The 17,728-nt window shown below is 68.8% G+C and carries 21 protein-coding genes; 18 read left to right on the top strand and 3 right to left on the bottom strand.

All coding sequences use genetic code 11. From position 1 onward, the window contains the following. The first annotated feature begins 4 nt into the window (after nt 1-4). The 5 genes from DU502_RS06705 to pdhA all read left to right on the top strand — a co-directional run bounded on the left by DU502_RS06705 (nt 5) and on the right by pdhA (nt 3,499). The gene (locus DU502_RS06705) at nt 5-187 is read left to right on the top strand and encodes an RNA-protein complex protein Nop10 (RefSeq protein ID WP_121920758.1); all 183 of its coding nucleotides are present in this window, start codon (nt 5-7) and stop codon (nt 185-187) included. A gap of 5 nt (nt 188-192) precedes the next feature. Next, nucleotides 193-951, top strand: a complete 759-nt coding sequence (locus tag DU502_RS06700; RefSeq protein ID WP_121920759.1) for a proteasome assembly chaperone family protein — start codon at nt 193-195, stop codon at nt 949-951. A 39-nt stretch (nt 952-990) separates the two neighbouring features. Further along, nucleotides 991-1,587: a J domain-containing protein gene (locus DU502_RS06695; RefSeq protein ID WP_121920760.1), complete on the top strand. Its 597-nt coding sequence runs from the start codon at nt 991-993 to the stop codon at nt 1,585-1,587. A 7-nt stretch (nt 1,588-1,594) separates the two neighbouring features. Continuing rightward, a complete protein-coding gene (locus DU502_RS06690) occupies nt 1,595-2,296 on the top strand; it encodes a metallophosphoesterase (protein ID WP_121920761.1) in 702 nt (233 codons plus the stop codon). Nucleotides 2,297-2,404: 108 nt separating this feature from the next. Continuing rightward, nucleotides 2,405-3,499: a pyruvate dehydrogenase (acetyl-transferring) E1 component subunit alpha gene (pdhA, locus tag DU502_RS06685; RefSeq protein WP_121920762.1), complete on the top strand. Its 1,095-nt coding sequence runs from the start codon at nt 2,405-2,407 to the stop codon at nt 3,497-3,499. 1 nt (nt 3,500) lies between these two features. On the opposite strand, the gene DU502_RS06680 is transcribed toward pdhA, so the two are convergent. Together DU502_RS06680 and DU502_RS06675 are read right to left on the bottom strand one after the other, a co-directional pair. Next, nucleotides 3,501-4,199, bottom strand: a complete 699-nt coding sequence (locus tag DU502_RS06680) for a PH domain-containing protein (protein ID WP_121920763.1) — start codon at nt 4,197-4,199, stop codon at nt 3,501-3,503. Then, nucleotides 4,196-4,831: a PH domain-containing protein gene (locus DU502_RS06675; RefSeq protein WP_158601171.1), complete on the bottom strand. Its 636-nt coding sequence runs from the start codon at nt 4,829-4,831 to the stop codon at nt 4,196-4,198. Before DU502_RS06675 ends, DU502_RS06680 begins: the two co-directional genes overlap by 4 nt. A gap of 91 nt (nt 4,832-4,922) precedes the next feature. On the opposite strand from DU502_RS06675, the gene DU502_RS06670 reads away from it, so the two are divergent. After that, entirely contained in the window at nt 4,923-5,594 is a 672-nt protein-coding gene (locus DU502_RS06670; RefSeq protein ID WP_121920765.1) for a ribonuclease H-like domain-containing protein, read from the top strand. Here the strand turns inward: DU502_RS06670 and DU502_RS06665 are convergent. Beyond that, the gene (locus tag DU502_RS06665) at nt 5,591-6,868 is read right to left on the bottom strand and encodes an NAD(P)/FAD-dependent oxidoreductase (RefSeq protein ID WP_121920766.1); all 1,278 of its coding nucleotides are present in this window, start codon (nt 6,866-6,868) and stop codon (nt 5,591-5,593) included. The two genes, DU502_RS06670 and DU502_RS06665, sit on opposite strands and share 4 nt — an antisense overlap. A 67-nt stretch (nt 6,869-6,935) precedes the next feature. Here DU502_RS06665 and DU502_RS06660 point away from each other — a divergent pair, with 67 nt between their 5' ends. The 12 genes from DU502_RS06660 (at nt 6,936) to DU502_RS06605 (ending at nt 17,727) form a co-directional block, all read left to right on the top strand. Then, nucleotides 6,936-8,108: a pyridoxal-phosphate dependent enzyme gene (locus tag DU502_RS06660; protein ID WP_121920767.1), complete on the top strand. Its 1,173-nt coding sequence runs from the start codon at nt 6,936-6,938 to the stop codon at nt 8,106-8,108. A 79-nt stretch (nt 8,109-8,187) separates the two neighbouring features. Next, nucleotides 8,188-8,865 (top strand): metal-dependent transcriptional regulator, encoded by a 678-nt coding sequence (locus tag DU502_RS06655; RefSeq protein ID WP_121920768.1) that lies wholly within the window; start codon nt 8,188-8,190, stop codon nt 8,863-8,865. Further along, complete coding sequence (locus DU502_RS06650; protein ID WP_121920769.1) at nt 8,862-9,572, top strand: TMEM165/GDT1 family protein; 711 nt, start codon at nt 8,862-8,864, stop codon at nt 9,570-9,572. The genes DU502_RS06655 and DU502_RS06650 overlap by 4 nt, the downstream gene beginning before the upstream one ends. 118 nt (nt 9,573-9,690) lie before the next feature. Further along, nucleotides 9,691-10,314 carry a LysE family translocator gene (locus tag DU502_RS06645; RefSeq protein ID WP_241966818.1) on the top strand — a complete coding sequence of 208 codons (624 nt, stop codon included), beginning with the start codon at nt 9,691-9,693 and terminating at the stop codon, nt 10,312-10,314. A 94-nt stretch (nt 10,315-10,408) separates the two neighbouring features. Then, nucleotides 10,409-10,933, top strand: coding sequence for a hypothetical protein (locus DU502_RS06640; RefSeq protein ID WP_121920771.1), 525 nt, complete (start codon nt 10,409-10,411; stop codon nt 10,931-10,933). 103 nt (nt 10,934-11,036) lie between these two features. Beyond that, nucleotides 11,037-12,206, top strand: coding sequence for a M24 family metallopeptidase (locus tag DU502_RS06635; protein ID WP_121920772.1), 1,170 nt, complete (start codon nt 11,037-11,039; stop codon nt 12,204-12,206). A gap of 74 nt (nt 12,207-12,280) precedes the next feature. Next, complete coding sequence (locus DU502_RS06630) at nt 12,281-12,631, top strand: hypothetical protein (RefSeq protein WP_121920773.1); 351 nt, start codon at nt 12,281-12,283, stop codon at nt 12,629-12,631. Between the two features lie 93 nt (nt 12,632-12,724). Further along, nucleotides 12,725-13,894 (top strand): MFS transporter, encoded by a 1,170-nt coding sequence (locus DU502_RS06625; RefSeq protein WP_121920774.1) that lies wholly within the window; start codon nt 12,725-12,727, stop codon nt 13,892-13,894. Between the two features lie 78 nt (nt 13,895-13,972). Beyond that, the gene (locus tag DU502_RS06620) at nt 13,973-14,704 is read left to right on the top strand and encodes a prephenate dehydrogenase/arogenate dehydrogenase family protein (protein ID WP_121920775.1); all 732 of its coding nucleotides are present in this window, start codon (nt 13,973-13,975) and stop codon (nt 14,702-14,704) included. Next, complete coding sequence (locus DU502_RS06615) at nt 14,701-16,092, top strand: small ribosomal subunit Rsm22 family protein (protein ID WP_121920776.1); 1,392 nt, start codon at nt 14,701-14,703, stop codon at nt 16,090-16,092. The genes DU502_RS06620 and DU502_RS06615 overlap by 4 nt, the downstream gene beginning before the upstream one ends. A 93-nt stretch (nt 16,093-16,185) precedes the next feature. Beyond that, a complete protein-coding gene (gene surE, locus DU502_RS06610) occupies nt 16,186-16,974 on the top strand; it encodes a 5'/3'-nucleotidase SurE (RefSeq protein WP_121920777.1) in 789 nt (262 codons plus the stop codon). A gap of 72 nt (nt 16,975-17,046) precedes the next feature. After that, nucleotides 17,047-17,727 (top strand): carbonic anhydrase, encoded by a 681-nt coding sequence (locus DU502_RS06605; protein ID WP_121920778.1) that lies wholly within the window; start codon nt 17,047-17,049, stop codon nt 17,725-17,727. The last annotated feature ends 1 nt before the right edge of the window (nt 17,728 follow it).

The raw sequence follows: 17,728 nt of genomic DNA, 5'->3' as shown, positions 1-17,728 counted from the left end.
TGCGATGAAATCCGATATCCGAGTGTGTTCGGCGTGGCAGGACCGCCACGACCGCCCCGTCTACACGCTCGGGTCGACCTGTCCCGACTGTGGTGCCGACGCCGTCAACAGCGCCCCGGCGCCGTTCGATCCTGCGGACCCGTACGGGAAGTACCGACGCGCTCTTAAGCGCCGCGAACGCGAATAGGCGGTATGGACGCCATCGAGATCGAGACGGTCGCGGAGCCGACGTTGTCGGACCCGGTGCTCGTCGAGGGCCTCCCCGGCGTCGGGCACGTCGGGAAACTCGCCGCCGAGTATCTGCTGGAGGAGTTCGAGAGCGAACTCGTCCGGCGGGTGTACGCCGACGAGTTCCCGCCACAGGTGAGCATCGACGACGAGGGCGTCGCGGAACTGGTCTGTGCGGAGTTTCACGCCGTCGAAACCGACGGACAGGATATGCTCGTACTCACCGGCGACCACCAGGCCGGGAGCAACGAGGGCCACTACCACCTCACGGAGTCGTTTCTCGACATCGCCGCGGAGATGGGCGTCGAACAACTGTTCGCCCTCGGCGGCGTGCCCACCGGCGAACTCATCGAGGAGTACCACGTCCTCGGCGCCGTGACCGACGCGGATCTAAAGCCCGATTTGGAGGCAGAGGGCGTGGAGTTCCGCGAGGACGAACCCGCCGGTGGCATCGTCGGCGTGAGCGGTCTGTTGCTCGGCCTCGGCGGTCGCCGCGGCTTCGACGCCACCTGTCTGATGGGCGAGACGAGCGGCTACCTCGTCGACCCCAAGAGCGCCCGGGCGGTGCTCGAAGTGCTGGAGACGGTGATCGGCTTCGACATCGACTACGAGTCGCTAGAGGACCGCGCGGAGGAGATGGAGGAAGTCGTCGGCAAGATTCAGGAGATGCAGAATCAGGGTGCGCAGATGCCGACCGACGACGACCTGCGGTACATCGGCTAGGGCGAGAAGTTCTTTATCACGCATTGCCAACGGACGGCCGTGCTACCGGAGTGGGTGCAACTGGTCCCGCCGTGGCTGCTGGCGGGAGTCGCCATGGGCGCCGCCGCCGTCGTCCTCGTCGCGGGTATCTTCGTCGTCGGCGGTCGCCTGTTTCCGTCGCCACCGATGGATCGCGGCCCGCGGGTCGACGGCACCGACCGACGGCGAGGAGAGATCCGAACCTATCTCGACTCGATCGGCGAGCGCTACGTCGAGGACGCGGCCGTCCACGACGACACTGTCGCCTTCTACCTGCCCGACCACGAGGTGGCGATCACCTTCGACCCGCAGGCGTACTTCCGGATCGAGCGTGCGGGAACCGCCGCCGTCCTCTGCGAACACGAGATGCCCGGCCATCAACTCGGCCGCCGACTGCCGTTCGAGACGCCGAGACGGGACGAAAACGGTGTCACGTCGTCGACCCGGATCGGCACCGCCTTCGCCCGCCTCGGCCTGCCGCCGACCGCCGGCGCCGACGAGGTGAAACGCGCCTACCGGCGGCAGGTCAAGAACGTCCACCCGGACCACGGCGGCGACAGCGAATCGTTCAAACGCCTGCAGGACGCGTACGCCACCGCGAGGGAACACGCGGACTGAGGGCGCCGTGACACCCCCCGATACCTACGGCCGGACGGTGTTTCTCCCGGCAGCGGCGACGCTGGTCGTGGCCGACCTCCACGCCGGCCGTGCCACGGCGACGAACGCCGGCATCCTCCTCGACGAGCGACAGGATTTGCTGGACCGGTTGACGGCAGCGATGGCCGCGATGGAACCGGAGACGGTCGTCTTCGCGGGCGACCTGTGCCACCGATTTGGCGCGCCGAGCGACCGAACCGCGGGGACGATCCGGGCACTCGCGGGCGCCGTCCGCGCGGCGGGGGCGCGGCCCGTCGCCGTCGCGGGCAATCACGACGGCGGCCTCGCGGGCATCTGGCCCGGTCCCGTCCACGACGCGTACCGCCTGCCCGACGGAACGCTCGTCTGTCACGGCCACGAGGCACCCGAAACGGACGCCGAGCGGTACGTCTGTGGTCACCTCCACCCTGCCATCGAGATGGAGGGTCGCAAGCGCGACTGCTTCCTCTGGACCGCCGAGGGGTACCGCGACCGGCCGACGCTCGTGCTGCCGGCGTTCTCGACGTTCGCGGCGGGGCTACGGATCGAACGCCGCGACGCCGTCGACTCGCCGCTGGTGCCCGACCTCGACGCGGTTCGGCCGGGGGTGATCGACCGAACCGACGACGGTGCGGCCGAGACGCTGTGGTTCCCCCCACTCGCCGACCTCCGACCCTATCTCCGGCGATAGGATTTACTCGGCGGAGCGTCTCGGCCGACGTATGTACGGACGGCGACACCCGCGGCGGCGTGTGGAGAGCGGCGAGCGACCACACCGATCCGCGGGAGGTGACTGACTGTGGACTACGACCCCGACGAACTCGTACGGGTACTCGACGAGGAGGGACAGGTGGTGGACGAGGCGGCGATGCCCGACCTCTCCGACGAGACGCTCGTGGGTATGTATCGTGATATGCGATTGACCCGCCACTTCGACCAGCGGGCGATCAATATCCAGCGGCAGGGACGGATCGGCACCTTCGCCTCCGGCGCGGGGCAAGAGGGTGCGCAGATCGGATCGACGTACGCCCTCGCGCCCGACGACTGGATCCTCTACCAGTACCGCGAACACGGCGCCGTCGTCGTTCGCGACCTCGACGCCGGCTATCTGGAGTACTGGATGGGCCACGAATCGGGCAACGCCAGCCTCGCGGACAAACACGTCTTCCCGCTCAACATCGCCATCGCGGACCACCTCCCGCACGCGGTGGGGATGGCGTGGGCCTCGAAACTGAAGGGTGACGAGCGGGCGACGGTCGTCCACTTCGGCGACGGCGCGACCAGCGAGGGCGACTTCCACGAGGCGATGAACTTCGCTGGCGTCTTCGACACGCCGACGGTCTTCTTCTGTAACAACAACGGCTGGGCCATCTCCCACCCTGTCGAGAACCAGACCGCGAGCGACACCATCGCGGTGAAAGCCGACGCCTACGGGATGGAAGGAATCCGCGTCGACGGCATGGACCCCCTCGCCTGTTACGCGGTGACGAAGGAAGCGGTCGAGCGGGCGCGCGACCCCGACGAGGGGGAGACGCGGCCGACGCTGATCGAGGCGGTGACGTATCGCTTCGGTGCCCACACCACCGCCGACGACCCAACCGTCTACCGCGACGACGAGGAGGTGGAGGTGTGGAAAGAGCGCGACCCGCTGACGCGCTTCGAGGCGTTCCTCCGCCGGACGGGACGGCTGGACGACGAACTGGACGCGGAGATTCAGGCCGACATCGAGGATCACGTCGCGGCCATCATCGACGAGGCGTCGGAGAAGGAGGCCGATCCCGAGTCGATGTTCGATTACGCGTACGCGGACCTGCCGCCGGAACTGGAGCGACAGCGCGAGGGCTTCCTGTCGATGCTTTCGGCGTACGGCGACGAAGCGTTCCTGCGGGAGTAGGCTAGCGGTCGGGGTCGTCGCCGGTGTCGGCGCTCGCATCCGTGCCGTCCGAATCTGTGGACGACGGCTGGACGCTCGACGCCTCGCCGTCGGCGAGGTGGCGTTCGATTCGCTCGAACGCCTCGCGGGTGGCGCGCACCTCCTCGATCAGTTCGGTGATCTGATCGGCGCTGGCGGGACGCTCACCCTCTCGATCACCCGCTCCGTCGTCGCCGCGCCCCGAGTGGCGCCGCTGGAGTTCGGTGATCCGGTCGCGGACGGCCGGCGCGTCCGGAATCCCGTCGAAGGATATCTCCGCGCCGCTGCTCCCGGCGGTGCTGATCGAGATGCTCCCGTAGCCGAACTGCTTGCCCCAGAAACTCCGGTTGTACTCCGTGTTCTGGATACGGTCCAGATCCACCGTCTCGATGTTGGTCGAGAAGATACCGGATTTGACGTACAGCGATTCGGTGGTGACCACGTAGTCGGTGTTCTGGATGCGGAGGTAGGCGAAGGGGACGCCCAGCAGGATCAAGAATCCGATGAGGAAGACGGTCAACAGCAGGCCGCTGAGGAGGGTTCCGTAGAGCGTCTCGAACGCCGGGCGGCCGATCCAGACGATGTCCTCGCCGGGGTCGAGCGAGAGCCACTCGGGTGGGGCGTCGTCGCCGGCGTCCATCTCGGCCACGGACTCGGCGTCCGCATCCGTCGACTCGCTCATCGCTCGCTCACCACCCCTTCCACGCGAGTCGCGGCGTCGCGGAGCGCCCGGAAGTCGGCGTGGAGCGTGTCGGCCGTCGCGGTGTCGATGGGCATCGCCGGAGCGGCATCGCGTTCTGACTGCCGACTGCCCGTCAACTGTCGGATCTCGGCCCGGATGGGTTCGGGGTCGTCCAGATCCGTGAGGCGCAGGTCGACGCCGTCGGAGCCGGCGGTACTGATCTCGATGGTGCCGTAGTCGAAGAGGTTCCCCCAGACGTTTTTCGTCAGGCTCGTACTCTGGACGGTGGCGAGGCCGATCCGGGAGACGCGCGTCGACAGGACGCCCGCCTTGCGGTACAGGTTCCGCTCGGTGAGGACGTAGTCGACGTTCGTGGTCCGCAAGTAGGCCCACGCGACGGCGGCGAGTGCCGGGAGCGAGAGCAGGAGAGCGGCACCGGCGAGAACGATACGCGGGAACACCAGCGCGATTTCGGGCGCGACTCGGGGGCCGAGGAGGGCACCGAGTACGAGGAAGACGATCCAGAGCGTCGCGGCGGCGGCCGTCGGAAGGATGCGCCGGAGGCGGGGCGCACCCTGCCAGACGACCGTCTCGTCGGCGTCGAGGGAGAGCCAATCGGGACGGGTTTCCATACCGGCACGTCTCGCGTGATGGGTGGTAAATGATGGGGCCGGATACACCGACATCGTAAACCCGATGACGAAACAGGTGAGGACTGCACCTATGCGCTACCCCCGCGACGACCCCGGACACGAACGGATCGCGACCGTCGACATCGAGACGACGGCGACCGATCCGACCGCAGGCGAACTCGTCTCCGTCGGCGTCGGCGTTCACGACTGCGCCGATCCGCTGACGGAGGCGACCTACGAGACGTTTCACCGCGGCGGGGTGGACGAGGCCGCCCTCGTCGAGCGGGCGATGACGTGTCTCGCGGACACCGACGCCGACCGTCTCGTGACGTACAACGGCGTCGAGTTCGACCTGCCGTTCGTCACGGACCGGCTCGACCGGCTCGGCGCGGGGATGGACTTGCCGGCGATCACCGAACCGCCGGCACACCTCGACCTCTTTCTGGATCGGAAACAGCGGGCCGACGAGGAGGGAGTGTCGTGGCCGCGACTCGAAGCCTGTCTGGAGGCCTACGGTCACGAACCGGCGACGACCGTCTGGCGGGGCGAACCGCTCACGAACACGCGGTTCGGCGAGGAACTCGGGCCGGCGTACCTCCGGACGCTCGGCACCGAGACGGGTGGGCGGTTCCGGGCGCAGTTGGCCGAAATCGTCGATCACTATCTGACCGGGGATCTGGAGGCGACGCTCGCGCTGTTCTACGCGGACATCGGGAACACGGTCGAGGGGCGGTATCTCGGCACCGAGACGCGGTTCGACTAGAGGTCGTCGATCACGGCGTCGGCCGCTTCCCGCCCGCTCCGCATCGCCCCCTGAATCGACGACCACGCGGTGTAGTCGCCGGCGAGGTAGACGGGACCGGCAGGGTCGCGCGTGTCGGGCAGGTCGTCGTGAATCCCGGGGGGCTGAGCGAACTGCGCGAACTCGATCCGGTCGGTGTGGACGTGGTCGAGGCCGCCGAACAGGCGTTCGGGGTACCACGATTCGAGGGCGTCACGGGTGGCGTCGACGAGGTCGGCGTCGTCGGCGTCGAGCGCGTCGCTTCCTAAAAACGTCGCCGCGAGGAGGTGGTGGTCGTCGGGGGCGTACGAGGGCGCGACGGCGGAGAGCGGCGCGATGGCGTTGGGGCGATCGCCGGCCGCGTTGAGGTGGATCTTCCGCCCGTCGTCGAGGGGTGCGTCGCCGGGGAGGGAGCAGTAACAGGCCACGGAGGAGCGGGCAGTCGTCGGAATGGCCGCCACGCCGGTCAGGCGGCGGGCAGTCCGCGGATCGGCGGCGACGACGACGGCGTCGGTTTCGACCGTCAGCGTCTCCGTCTCGACGGTCGCCCGGTCGTCGTCGGCCGTCACCGAGGCGACGGGTTCCGCGCAGTGGATCGTCGCCCCCGCGTCGCGGGCGCGGTCGGCCAGTTGGTCGGGGACCGCGCCCATGCCATCGGCCGGAAGGGCGACCCGCCCCTCGCTCATCGCCTTGAACGTGTACTCGAAGACGCGCTTCGAGGTGGAGAGAGAGCGATCGAGGGTGATGCCGCCGTAGAAGGGGGCGACGAAGTTGTCGATGTAGCGGTGGGAGAAGCCCCAGTCGTGGAGGTAGTCGTCGATGGGGGCGTCAGCGCTGGCGAAGATATCCGCCTCGTCGCGGCTGCCGACGTGTTGGCGGAGGGCGAGCGTCCGGAGTTTGTCGGTCGTCGTCACCTCGTGGTTGAACAGCGTGTCGGTGAACGAGAACGGGTCGCGCAGCGGGTCGGAGAGCACCGACCGCTCGCCGGGGCGAGCGATGACAGCGCCGGGCGAGAAGGAGTGCAGGTCGAGGGCGTCGAGGTCGAGTTCGCGCCGCACGGCCGGGTAGGCGGTAAAGAGCACCTGAAAGCCACGGTCGAGCGTGTAGCCGTCCTCGTGGCGGGTTCGGACCCGGCCGCCCACCTCGTCGCGCCGTTCGAAGACGGTTACGTCCGCGCCCACGTCGGCGAGATGACGGGCGGCGACGAGGCCAGCCAGTCCCGCGCCGACGACGGCGACCGACGGTTGGTCGTCCATGCCGGGGAGAAGGGGAGGTGAGACAAAGAACCCACGGAGATTTCCCCCTCCGGTCGCAACCGCCGGCATGGACACCTCCGACGCGTTCGTCGGCCTCGACTGCACGGCGACCGGCGACCGGTACGCACCCGACCACGTGGGGCGGAGCGACGCCGACGCACCGCTCGATCCCGTCTACGACCTAGACGGCGTCGATGCCGACGATCTTCCGACCGCGCCCGATTCCATGTGGGAGTACGACGCCCTCCTGCCCGTTCCGGCCGACCGCGCCGTCTCGGCGGGCGAGGGTGCGACGCCGTTGCTCGACGCCCCCGACCTCGCGGCGGAGATGGGTGTCGGGCACGTCCACCTCAAAGACGAGGGACGCAACCCGACGGGGAGCATCCTCGACCGGGGACTGTCGGTCGCGGTGACGATGGCGCGGGCACACGGCGCCGAGTTGCTGGCGCTCGCGGCGCCGGGCGACGCCGGGCAGGCCGCGGCCGCCTACGCTGGCCGGATCGACACCGATCTGTACGCCTACCTCCCCTCCCGCGCGCCCTTCCCGAACAAGGCGATGGTGAACGTCCACGGCGCGGACATGCGGGTGATCGGCGGGCGGTACCCCGACGCGCTCGACGCGCTCGAATCCGACCTCCAGCGCGACTGGTACTCCCTGCAGGCGTTCACGACACCGTACCGCCACGACGCGTACCGGACGCTGGCGTACGAGGTGGCCGCCGAACGTGACTGGACCGCGCCGGATGCCGTCGTCCTCGCCGTCGGGACGGGTGAGACGCTCGTCGGGGTCGCGCGCGGGTTCCAAGATCTCGCGGCACTCGGCCTGACGGAACGGGTGCCGCGGTGTTACGCCGTCCAGCCCGAGGGGTGTGCGCCCATCGTCGAGGCGCACGACGCCGGTGCGGCGGACGTGGAGCCGGTCGAGTACCCCGACACCATCTGTGGCGAACTGGAACTCCCCGCGCCGACGGGTGGGGCGATGGCGCTCGACGCCCTGACCGAGACGGCTGGTGGGGCGATCACCGTCGCCGACGAGGATCTACTGGAGAGCGCCGTCGCGCTCACCCAGCGCCTCGGAACGGAAGTCGGGGCGACGGGTGGCGTGGCGGCCGCGGGTGCGTGGGCGCTCGCCGAGCGAGGCGACCTTGGGGCGGACGAGTCGGCCCTCGTCGTCAACGCCGACGCGGGCGTGAAGACGGCCGACGTGCTCCGGAGTCATCTGATGGGACAGGGAGTCTGAGCGGACGCGGACACGTCCACTGCGAACGGTTTCGGCACAACAGGTTTATAGATTAGACGCATCAAATTCAGATAGATAGATGCTGAGCGACGCGATGGAAGACTACCTGAAGGCTATCTACTGGCTCCAGTCGGAGGATGGCGCGCCGGTGTCTACTTCCGCTATCGCCGACGAGGTTGGCAAGACGGCCCCGACGGTGACGAGCATGGTGCAGAAACTCGCCGATCAGGGCCTGCTGGAGCGCGAGAAGTACAAGGGGGTCGAACTCACGCCGGAAGGGGAGACTGTGGCGCTGGAGGTGCTCCGCCATCACCGCCTGTTGGAGGCGTATCTGGCCGAACATCTCGACTACTCGTGGACGGACGTACACGAGGAGGCGGACGCTCTCGAACACCACATCTCCGAGGAGTTCGAGCGACGGGTGGCGGACGCGCTCGGCGACCCGGAGGTCGATCCGCACGGCGATCCGATCCCCGGGGCCGACCTCCGGCCGCTGGAGAGCGACGAGACGACGCCGTTGAGCGAGCACGAGGCCGGCGAAACGGTCGTCGTCAGCCGGGTCCGTGACCGCGACGAGGAGGAACTCGCCTACCTCGACGACGCGGGCGTGCGACCGGGGACGGAACTCGACATCGTCGACGTAGCACCGTTCGGCATGGTGACGGTACGGATCGGGGAGTCCGAACAGAGCCTCCCCGAGTCGGTGGCGCGGACGATCAGGGTTCACCCCGTGGATGCGGAGGTGAGCGACGCGTGACCGGGTGGCTCGAAATCCTCACCGTCGCCTTCGTGGCCCAACTCGTCGTCCTGCCCGGCGAGAAGGTGCAGTTCATCATCGCGGGGCTGTCGACTCGCTACAACCCGTGGGTGGTGGTGAGCGCCGCAGGCACCGCCTTCGCGGGGTGGACGGCGCTGGAAATCCTCTTCGGAGAGGCGCTCCAGCGTGCGCTCCCGCCGGTCGTCCTCGACGCATTCACCGCCGCCCTCTTTTTCGTGTTCGCCATCCTGCTCTACCGCTCGGCGCCGGCGAGTGGCGAGGCGAAACGAGTCGATCCGGCGGCGACGGACGGCGGCGTCACCGCGCTCGGCAACGACTTCCAGCCGCGGGTGTTCGGCCGAGAGGTGCCCGACGCCCTCGGCGGCTTCGTCCCCATCTTCGCGATGATGGCGGCCGGCGAGTTCGGTGACAAGACACAGCTGGTGACCATCGGTCTCGCCGCACAGTACGGCGCCCACCCCGCCATCTGGGCCGGCGAGATGCTCGCGATCATCCCCGTGAGCCTCGCGAACGCCTTCTTCTTCCACAAGTTCTCCCACCGTCTCGACCTGCGGAAGGCGCACTTCTTCTCCGCTGGCTTGTTCGCCTTCTTCGCGGCAGACACCGTCCTGAGCATCGTCACCGGCTTCTCCGTCTGGGAGACCATCGTCGAGGTGGCGTCGACGGCCGTGCTAACGCTGTTCTGACGCGGAAAGCGGTACGTTATTTTTGGTCGACGGCGAGTGATCAGCCGTGCCGAACCCCCTTCCGTCGCTCCTGGCGGGCGTCGTCTTCGGCCTCGCACTCGCCGCTCCGCCGGGACCGATGAACGCCGTCATCGCCGAGGAGTCCGTCACCAACGGCTGGCTCGCAGGTGCTCGAACCGGACTGGGTGCGATGACCGCCGACGCCGTCTTCTTCGTCGGCGCGCTGCTCGGCGTCGTCACCTTCGTCGAACGGTTTCCAACACTTCGCGCGGCGATGGTGGGCGTCGGCGGCGTCCTGATGCTCTACTTCGCCTACGGGGCCGCGATGGACGCCGTGGGTGACGTGGACGCCGTCCCCACCTCGACCGACAGCGCGGCGGCGCGGGCAGCCACCGGCTTCCGCAAGGCGTTCGTCCTCGCGCTCACCAACCCCTACCAGATCCTCTTTTGGTTGACTATCGGCGTCGGCCTGCTCGAACCCGGGCAACTCGACGTGCTCTCGTACACGCCGTACGTCGGCGCCGACCTCGCCGGCCTGCTGGTGGTGCGGACCGGAAGCCCGGCGCTCATCGCCGGCTTCTTCCTCGGCATCACGCTGTGGATCACCGGCTTCCCGGCGGCGCTCCGCGCGGCCCAGCGACGCGTCGCCAGATTCGCGCCCGTCGTCGCCGGCGCGAGTGCGCTCGTCCTCGGCGGGTTCGGCGTCGTCTTCCTCGTCGACGCCGTGCGGACGCTGGCGTGAGCCGGTTCAGGCGGCTTAATCGGAGTTAAATCGGGGTCATCGGCGTTGACCGTCGAGGTGGTTTATGCGGTGTCCATCACACGGACCGACCGCGATGGCACTCTCGAAACCCCTGATCGCAGTCCTGGCCGTATTGCTCGTCGCCGGAGGCGGCGTCGCCGCGACCGGCGTCGCACAGACCGACGCGAGCGCATCTACGTCGACAGGCACCGTCTCGGCGCTGGAGATGGACGCGACGCTCGGCAACGAGACGGTCACGGTGACCGTCGCGGACGACGGGACACCCGTCGAGAACGCATCGATCACCGTCGAAGGCGAGGACGAAGTCACCGTCACGACCGACGCGAACGGCACGGCGACGGTCGACCGGTCGGCGCTGACCGAGGACGGTGAATCACTCGACGAACTCGAAGTCGAGTACGAATCCGACCACGCCGAAGGCAAACTGGAGTTCGTCGTTCGGGACGATTCGCTCACGCTCGTCGAGGAGAAGTACGAGTACGACGTGGAGTCGGCGGACGGAGACGACGAGTCCGGTGAACACGAGGAGCGCGAAGGCGACGCTGATGACGAAGACGACGAGCGCGAAGGCGACGCTGACGACGAAGACGACGAGTAATGGGAAGCGACCACACCGATAGAGACGGCCGCCATCGAATGACGCGGCCCAGTCGCCCGACGCCCTGCCAAGCGTTTTGCCCTCCCGTCCCCGACCACCTCCCATGCAACCTGATCTCTCCGCCCTCGCTACCACGCTCGGCGCCGACCATGACGGCTACCTGCTCGACGCCGACGGGACCGACTCGACCCAGCGCTACCTCTCGGGGTTCGGCGCCCCGGACCCCTTCGTCACCTGCTACACGCCGGATGGCGTTCATCTCCTCGTCTCTGGGCTCGAGTACGGTCGCGCGAAGAAGGAGGCGCGTGCGGCCACCGTCTCCCGTCTCTCGGCGTACGACTACCGCGACCGGGTGGGGGAACTCGGCCGGGAGACCGGTCGCGGAGTCGTCGTCGCCGACTTCCTCGCCGACCACGGCGTCGAGTCGGTGCTGGTCCCCGGCCGGTTCCCCCTCGGCACCGCGGACGGCCTCCGCGAGGCCGGTGTGACCGTCGAGGTGGACGAGGCGGACGCCGTCGCCGAGATTCGGGCGGTCAAGACGCCGGAGGAGATCGATCACGTCCGCCGCGCCCAGCGGGCGAACGAGCGGGCGATGGCGGCCGCGGAGTCGCTTCTCGAATCCGCGACCGTCGTCGAGGGCGTCCTCCACCACGATGGCGACGCGCTGACCAGCGAGGCGGTCCGACGGGAGATCGAACTGACGCTCTTGGAGGAGGGGTGTGCGCTCGACGAGACCATCGTCGCCTGTGGCGCCGACGCCGCCGATCCGCACGACCGGGGATCGGGGCCGCTCCGCGCGGACGAACCCATCGTGATCGATATCTTCCCGCGCGACACGGAGACGCGGTATCACGCCGACATGACGCGGACGTTCCTGAAAGGTGAGCCGAGCGCGACCCTGCGGGAGTGGTTCGACCTGACCGACGAGGCACGGCGGGCGGCGCTCGACGCGGTGGAACCCGGCGTCACCGGCGCCACGGTCCACGACGCCGTCTGCGACGTGTACGAGGACGCGGGCCTGCCGACGCTCCGTTCCGATCCCGACGCGGAGACGGGGTTCATCCACAGCACCGGCCACGGCGTCGGCCTCGACGTGCACGAACTCCCACGGATCGCTCCGGACGGCGCGGAACTCGAACCGAGGAACGTGATCACCATCGAACCGGGGCTCTACGATCCCGACGTGGGCGGGGTGCGCATCGAGGATCTCGTCGTCGTCACCGAGGACGGCTACGAGAACCTGACGGAGTATCCGGTCGAACTCGTCGTCTAGACCGGTACCACGGTCGTAGCTCTCGAACGCGACAGTAGCAACGAACCTACAAGTCTCGACGGGCACGTAGAAGTATGGCCCAGCCAGATCGCGGAGAGGCAGTCATCGTCTACGACGACCCCGACGAGGGCACCGTCGAGCGGACGGTCGACAACGCGCGGGTCGCCTACTTCCAGGACCACTGGCTCGTCAAACTCGACGAAGACGAGACCGGCAACGACATCGTCCGCCGCATCCCCCTCCAGCGGGTTCACTACGTGGAGCGCTCCGTCGAGGAGTTCGAGGACGAGGTCAAGACGCTCCGTAATCAGGTCGAGTCGTTCGCCAAGAACGTCCAGTCGACGCTCCTGGGCGGGGACGACGAGACGGATCGGGACGAACCACACCGCATCGATGTCGAGAGCGGGTCGGACGACGACAGCTAGAGCGCGTCGGCGGGCGGTTCCTGTCACGGCCCTCGGCGTACAGCAGAGCCGGTAAATCGGAAGGCACTTTTTCCGTGTCGGCCCACGGCCGGTGTGAACTGGCAGTATCGCCATACGGTCCTCGGGCTCTGTACGCTCGCGTTCGCGTCGACGATGCTCGCCCGACTGGTGATCAGTCCGGTCGTCCCCGACGTGACCGACGGGTTCGGCGTCTCCACCGGCGCCGTCGGCCTCGCGCTCTCGGGGATGTGGGCCGCCTACGCCCTCACGCAGTTCCCCTCCGGCATCCTCGGTGACCGCTTCGGCGAGCGACGGGTGATCCTCGCCGCGGTGGGGATCACCGGCTGTGCGAGCCTCCTGCTCTCCCTCTCGCCGAACTTCGTCGCCTTCGCGATCCTGACCGTCGCGCTCGGCGCCGGCGCCGGTCTCCACTACAGCGTCGCCACCACCCTCCTCACGAAGGAGTTCGACGACATCGGGCGCGCCATCGGCCTCCACGTCGCTGGCGGGCCGCTGGCGGGGCTGATCGCCCCCGTCGTCGCCACCGCGGTGGCGGCGCGCTACGACTGGCGGGCGGCCATCGCCGTCGGCGCCGCCGTCGCCGTCCCCGTCTTCGTCGCGTTCGGGTGGCGGATCGAGCCGACGCCGCCGGAACGCCCGGACGAGTCGATGCGCGACCGGATGGCGATCCGTCCGCTCGTCGCGCTCCTCTCTCGACCTCCGATCACGTTCACCACCGCCGTCGCCGTCCTCGGCGCCTTCTGCTGGCAGGCGACCGCCTCCTTCCTCCCCACCTTCCTCGTCTCCTTTCGCGGCCTCCCCGAGACGAGCGCCGGTCTCCTGTTCTCCGCCTACTTCGTCGTCAACGGCCTCGTCCAGCCGACGACCGGGTGGGTGTCGGACCGGATCGGTCGCGACGGCGCCGCGATAGCGACGATGGCGCTCGGCGTCGTCGGCTACACCCTCCTCGTCGCCGGGCCGGAACTCGCGCTCCTGCCCGCCGTCGTCTGCGTCGGTGCCGCGATGACGTGGGGTGCGCCCCTCCAGTCGCGCTTTTTCGACAAGTTCGAGGCGGACGAACGCGGCGCCGCCTTCGGCCTCGTCCGCACCGCGTACATGGTGCTGGGCGCGACGGGCAGCGTCGTCGTCGGCGTCCTCTCCGACGTGGCGGGGTGGGAGGTGGCGTACGGCCTCCTCGTCGGCGTGACGGGGCTGGGACTGGCGCTCTTGCTCGGGAATCGCGTCTTCCGGCTGGGTCTCTAACCGTCGTCGGCCGGGGAGACTCCCGCACCACTAGCCCGCACCGAACCCCTTTTGAGCGGTGAGGGGAAAGCCACGCGCATGGATCTGCTGGTGGTCGGCGCGGGCGAGATGGGGCGGTGGATCGCCCGCACCGCCGACCGACCGGTCGCAGTCACCGACGTCGACCCCGCGGTGGCGGAGGCGGCCGCCGCCGGCCTCGACGACGTTCGCGCGGTGCCGGCGGACACGACCGAGACGTTCGACATCGTCTGCCTCGCGGTGCCGATTTCGGCGGTCGCCGACGCCGTCGAGCGCTACGCCCCGCACGCCGAACGAGCGATGTGTGACGTGAGCGGAGTGATGGAGGGTCCGGTCGAGGCGATGCGGGCGGCGCTCCCGGATCGGGAACGGCTGTCGATGCATCCCCTGTTCGCCGCGTCGAACGCCCCCGGCAACGTCGCCGTCGTGGCCGACGCACCCGGTCCGGCGACCGACGCCATCCGCGCGGACGTGGCAGCCGCGGGCAACCACCCCTTCGAGACGACCGTCGCGGAACACGATGCGGCCATGGAGACGGTGCAGGCGGGCGCCCACACGGCGATTCTCGCGTACGCGCTCGCGGCCGCTGACGTGCGCGACGAGTTCGCTACCCCCGTCTCGGCCGCGCTCGACGACCTCGTCGAGACGGTGACCGACGGGACGCCACGGGTGTATCGCGAGATTCAGGAGACGTTCGAGGGTGCCGACCGCGTCGCCGACGCCGCCCGACGCGTCGCCGACGCCGAGGGCGACGGGTTCGACGACCTCTATCGCGAAGCGGGGGAGCGATGATCGACCGCGAGGCCGTCCGCTCGAACGCGAAGTACCTGCGGCAGGTGCGCCCCATCGACCCCGACGAGATTTCCGAGTACGTCGAGGAGACGCCGCACCCGGCAGTCGTCCGGCGAGTGCTGCGAGAGGAGGCGTACGACCTCGGCCTCTACGAACGCGAGGATGGGTCGTTCGTCCCGGTCGACGAGGAGCCGGTGTCGGCGCCCGGGTGGGAGCCCCGCGAGTTCCCCGAGCGCTACACCCACGTGCTCGAAGACCTGCTGGTGGACCGCTACGGCGTCAACTGGCACCGCGACGAGTCGGGTGCCCACCTGCGCGAGGTGATCCGCCGGCTGAAGGAGGACTACTACTACCGGAATCCGGTCGAGTACGACGCCGAAGTGGCGCTGGGGTACGCCGTCTACCACCTCCCCGACTACTACGCGGCGGTGGGGTACGTCCTCGACGACCTGGTCGAGCGAGCGTGTCTGCCCCGTCGCCTCCGCGTCCTCGATATCGGCGCGGGCGTCGGCGGCCCCGCACTCGGTCTCCACGACTACCTCCCCGACGATGCGGTGGTCGACTACCACGCGGTCGAACCGAGCGCCGCCGCCGACGTGCTGGACGACCTGCTGGACGAGACCCGGCGGAACTTCCGGGCGACCATCCACCGCGAGCACGTCGAGGAGTTCGCGTTCGACGGCCCGTACGACCTCGTCGTCTGTGCGAACGTACTGAGCGAACTCGACGAGCCGACCGCTGTGGCTGGACAGGCGCTCGACGCCCTCGCGGAAGACGGGACGCTCCTCGCACTCGCACCTGCGGACCTCGAAACCAGCACGGGACTCCGGGAGGTAGAACGGGAACTCGTGAGCGACCGCGGCGCGACGGTGTACGCCCCGACGCTCCGCCTGTGGCCGGGGCTGGAGCCGGCGGATCACGGCTGGTCGTTCGACGAACGGCCGCGGATCGAGGCCCCGCACGTCCAGCGCCGCCTCGACGACGCCGGCGGCGAGCCCGGCACGTTCCGCAACGAGACGGTGAAGTTCTCCTACGCGCTCCTGCGGACCGACGGGATGCGTCGGGTGGACGTGCGCGGTGACCGGTCGCGACACGCCCGGATGGTCGACATGGAAGACCACGTCACCGACCGGATCGACCTGCTGGCGGTGAAGTTGAGCCGGAACCTCTCCGACGGCGGCAACCCGCTCTACAAGGTGGGCGACGGGAGCGAGCAACTGGAGCACTACGCGGTGTTGACCCGGGAGTCGGGGCTGAACCGCGCGCTCGGCGACGCCGACTACGGCGCCGTCCTGCAGTTCGAGAACGTCCTCGCGCTCTGGAACGACGACGAAGGGGCGTACAACCTCGTCGTCGACGACGAGGCGGTCGTGGATATGGTGGGCTAATACGGACTGTTGTAACTGTTTACCGGCGGCGACCGGACACGACCGTCCGTACGAAGCGGTGCGCCTTTCTCGTCGGCCTCCCGAGGGTTGGGCATGGACGAGCCACACGTCCTCCTGACGAACGACGACGGGATCGACTCCGTCGGTTTCCGGGCCCTCTACGACGCGCTCTCCGAGTTCACCGAGGTAACTGCGGTCGCGCCGAACGGCGACAAGAGCGCCGTCGGGCGGGCGATGTCGCGGGAGGTCCAGGTCGAGACCCACGAGCTCGGCTACGCGATTCACGGGACGCCCGCGGACTGCACCGTCGTCGGCCTGGAGGCGCTCTGTCCCGACGTGGACATGGTGATCGCGGGCTGTAACCGCGGGGCGAATCTGGGGGCGTACGTCCTCGGGCGCTCGGGCACGGTCAGCGCCGCCGTCGAGGCGGCCTTCTTCGACGTGCCCGCCATCGCCGTCTCGCTGTACGTCCCCGGCGGCGACGGCGAGTGGCAACACGCCGCCGACCGGACCGAGGACTACCGCAACGCCACCGAGGCGACGGCGTACCTCGTCGATCACGCCCTCGGCGCCGGCGTGTTCGATCAGGCCGAGTATCTGAACGTCAACGCCCCCATCTGGAGCGAGGGCGACGACCTCGCACCGCTGGAGATCACCGAACCCTCGACGCTGTACGACATGCGCGCCGAGCGTCAGGGCGAGCGGATCAGCCTCACCGACAACGTCTGGGCGCGGATGCGTGACGGGGACCTCCCCGACCCGGAGGGAACCGACCGTCGGGCAATCGTGGAGGGCCGAGTCAGTGTCTCGCCGCTCACGGCTCCGCACAGCTCCCAGCACCACGAAGCGCTCGACGCCCTCGCGGAGGCGTACCAGGACTGACGGCCGTACCCCACTATTAATAGTTACGGAAACACCAACCACTATGGCGACCGGCGCGGTAGTAGGTCAGTCATGCACCGGACGGTCGTCGAGTTGTTACGGGGCAACGAGACACACACGCGCGCGTACGATTCCCACTTCGACGACGTACAGGAGAGTCAGCACCCGGACGTGGTCACCGTCTGTTGTTCCGACTCGCGGGTGTTACAGGACCTGATGTGGGGCAACGACGAACCGGGGAACATCTTCACGTGTGGGAACATCGGCAACCGGGTCGTCCAGACGACCGAGGCGGGCGAAGTCGTCTCGGGTGACGTACTCTATCCGCTCGCGTATCTCGACACCGAGGTCGCCCTCGTCGTGGGGCACACGGGCTGTGGCGCCGTCACGGCGGCGTACGACGACCTGACCGACGGCATCGACGCGCCGCCGGGCGTCCGTCACTGTCTCGACTTGCTGACGCCGCACCTCGACTCGGGACTCGACTCGCTCCCCTCGGATCTGGATCGACCGGCGACGATCAACCGCCTCGTCGAGTACAACGTCGACTGGCAGGTGGCGTTCCTCCGCGAGAGCGACGAGGTACCAGACTCGGTCGATATCGTCGGCTGTGTGTACGACTTTCAGGACGCCTACCCCGGCCAGCGGGGCGAAATCCACGTCGTCAACGTCGACGGCGAGCGGGCCGCCGAAACGCTCCGGAAGCAACATCCGGAGATCGAGGGGCGGATCGACCGGCTCTGGGAGTACTGAT

The organism is Haloplanus aerogenes, assembly GCF_003856835.1.
Taxonomy (GTDB): domain Archaea; phylum Halobacteriota; class Halobacteria; order Halobacteriales; family Haloferacaceae; genus Haloplanus; species Haloplanus aerogenes.
Note: the sequence above shows the minus strand (reverse complement) of the source record. Positions and strands in the feature narration are given on the sequence as shown.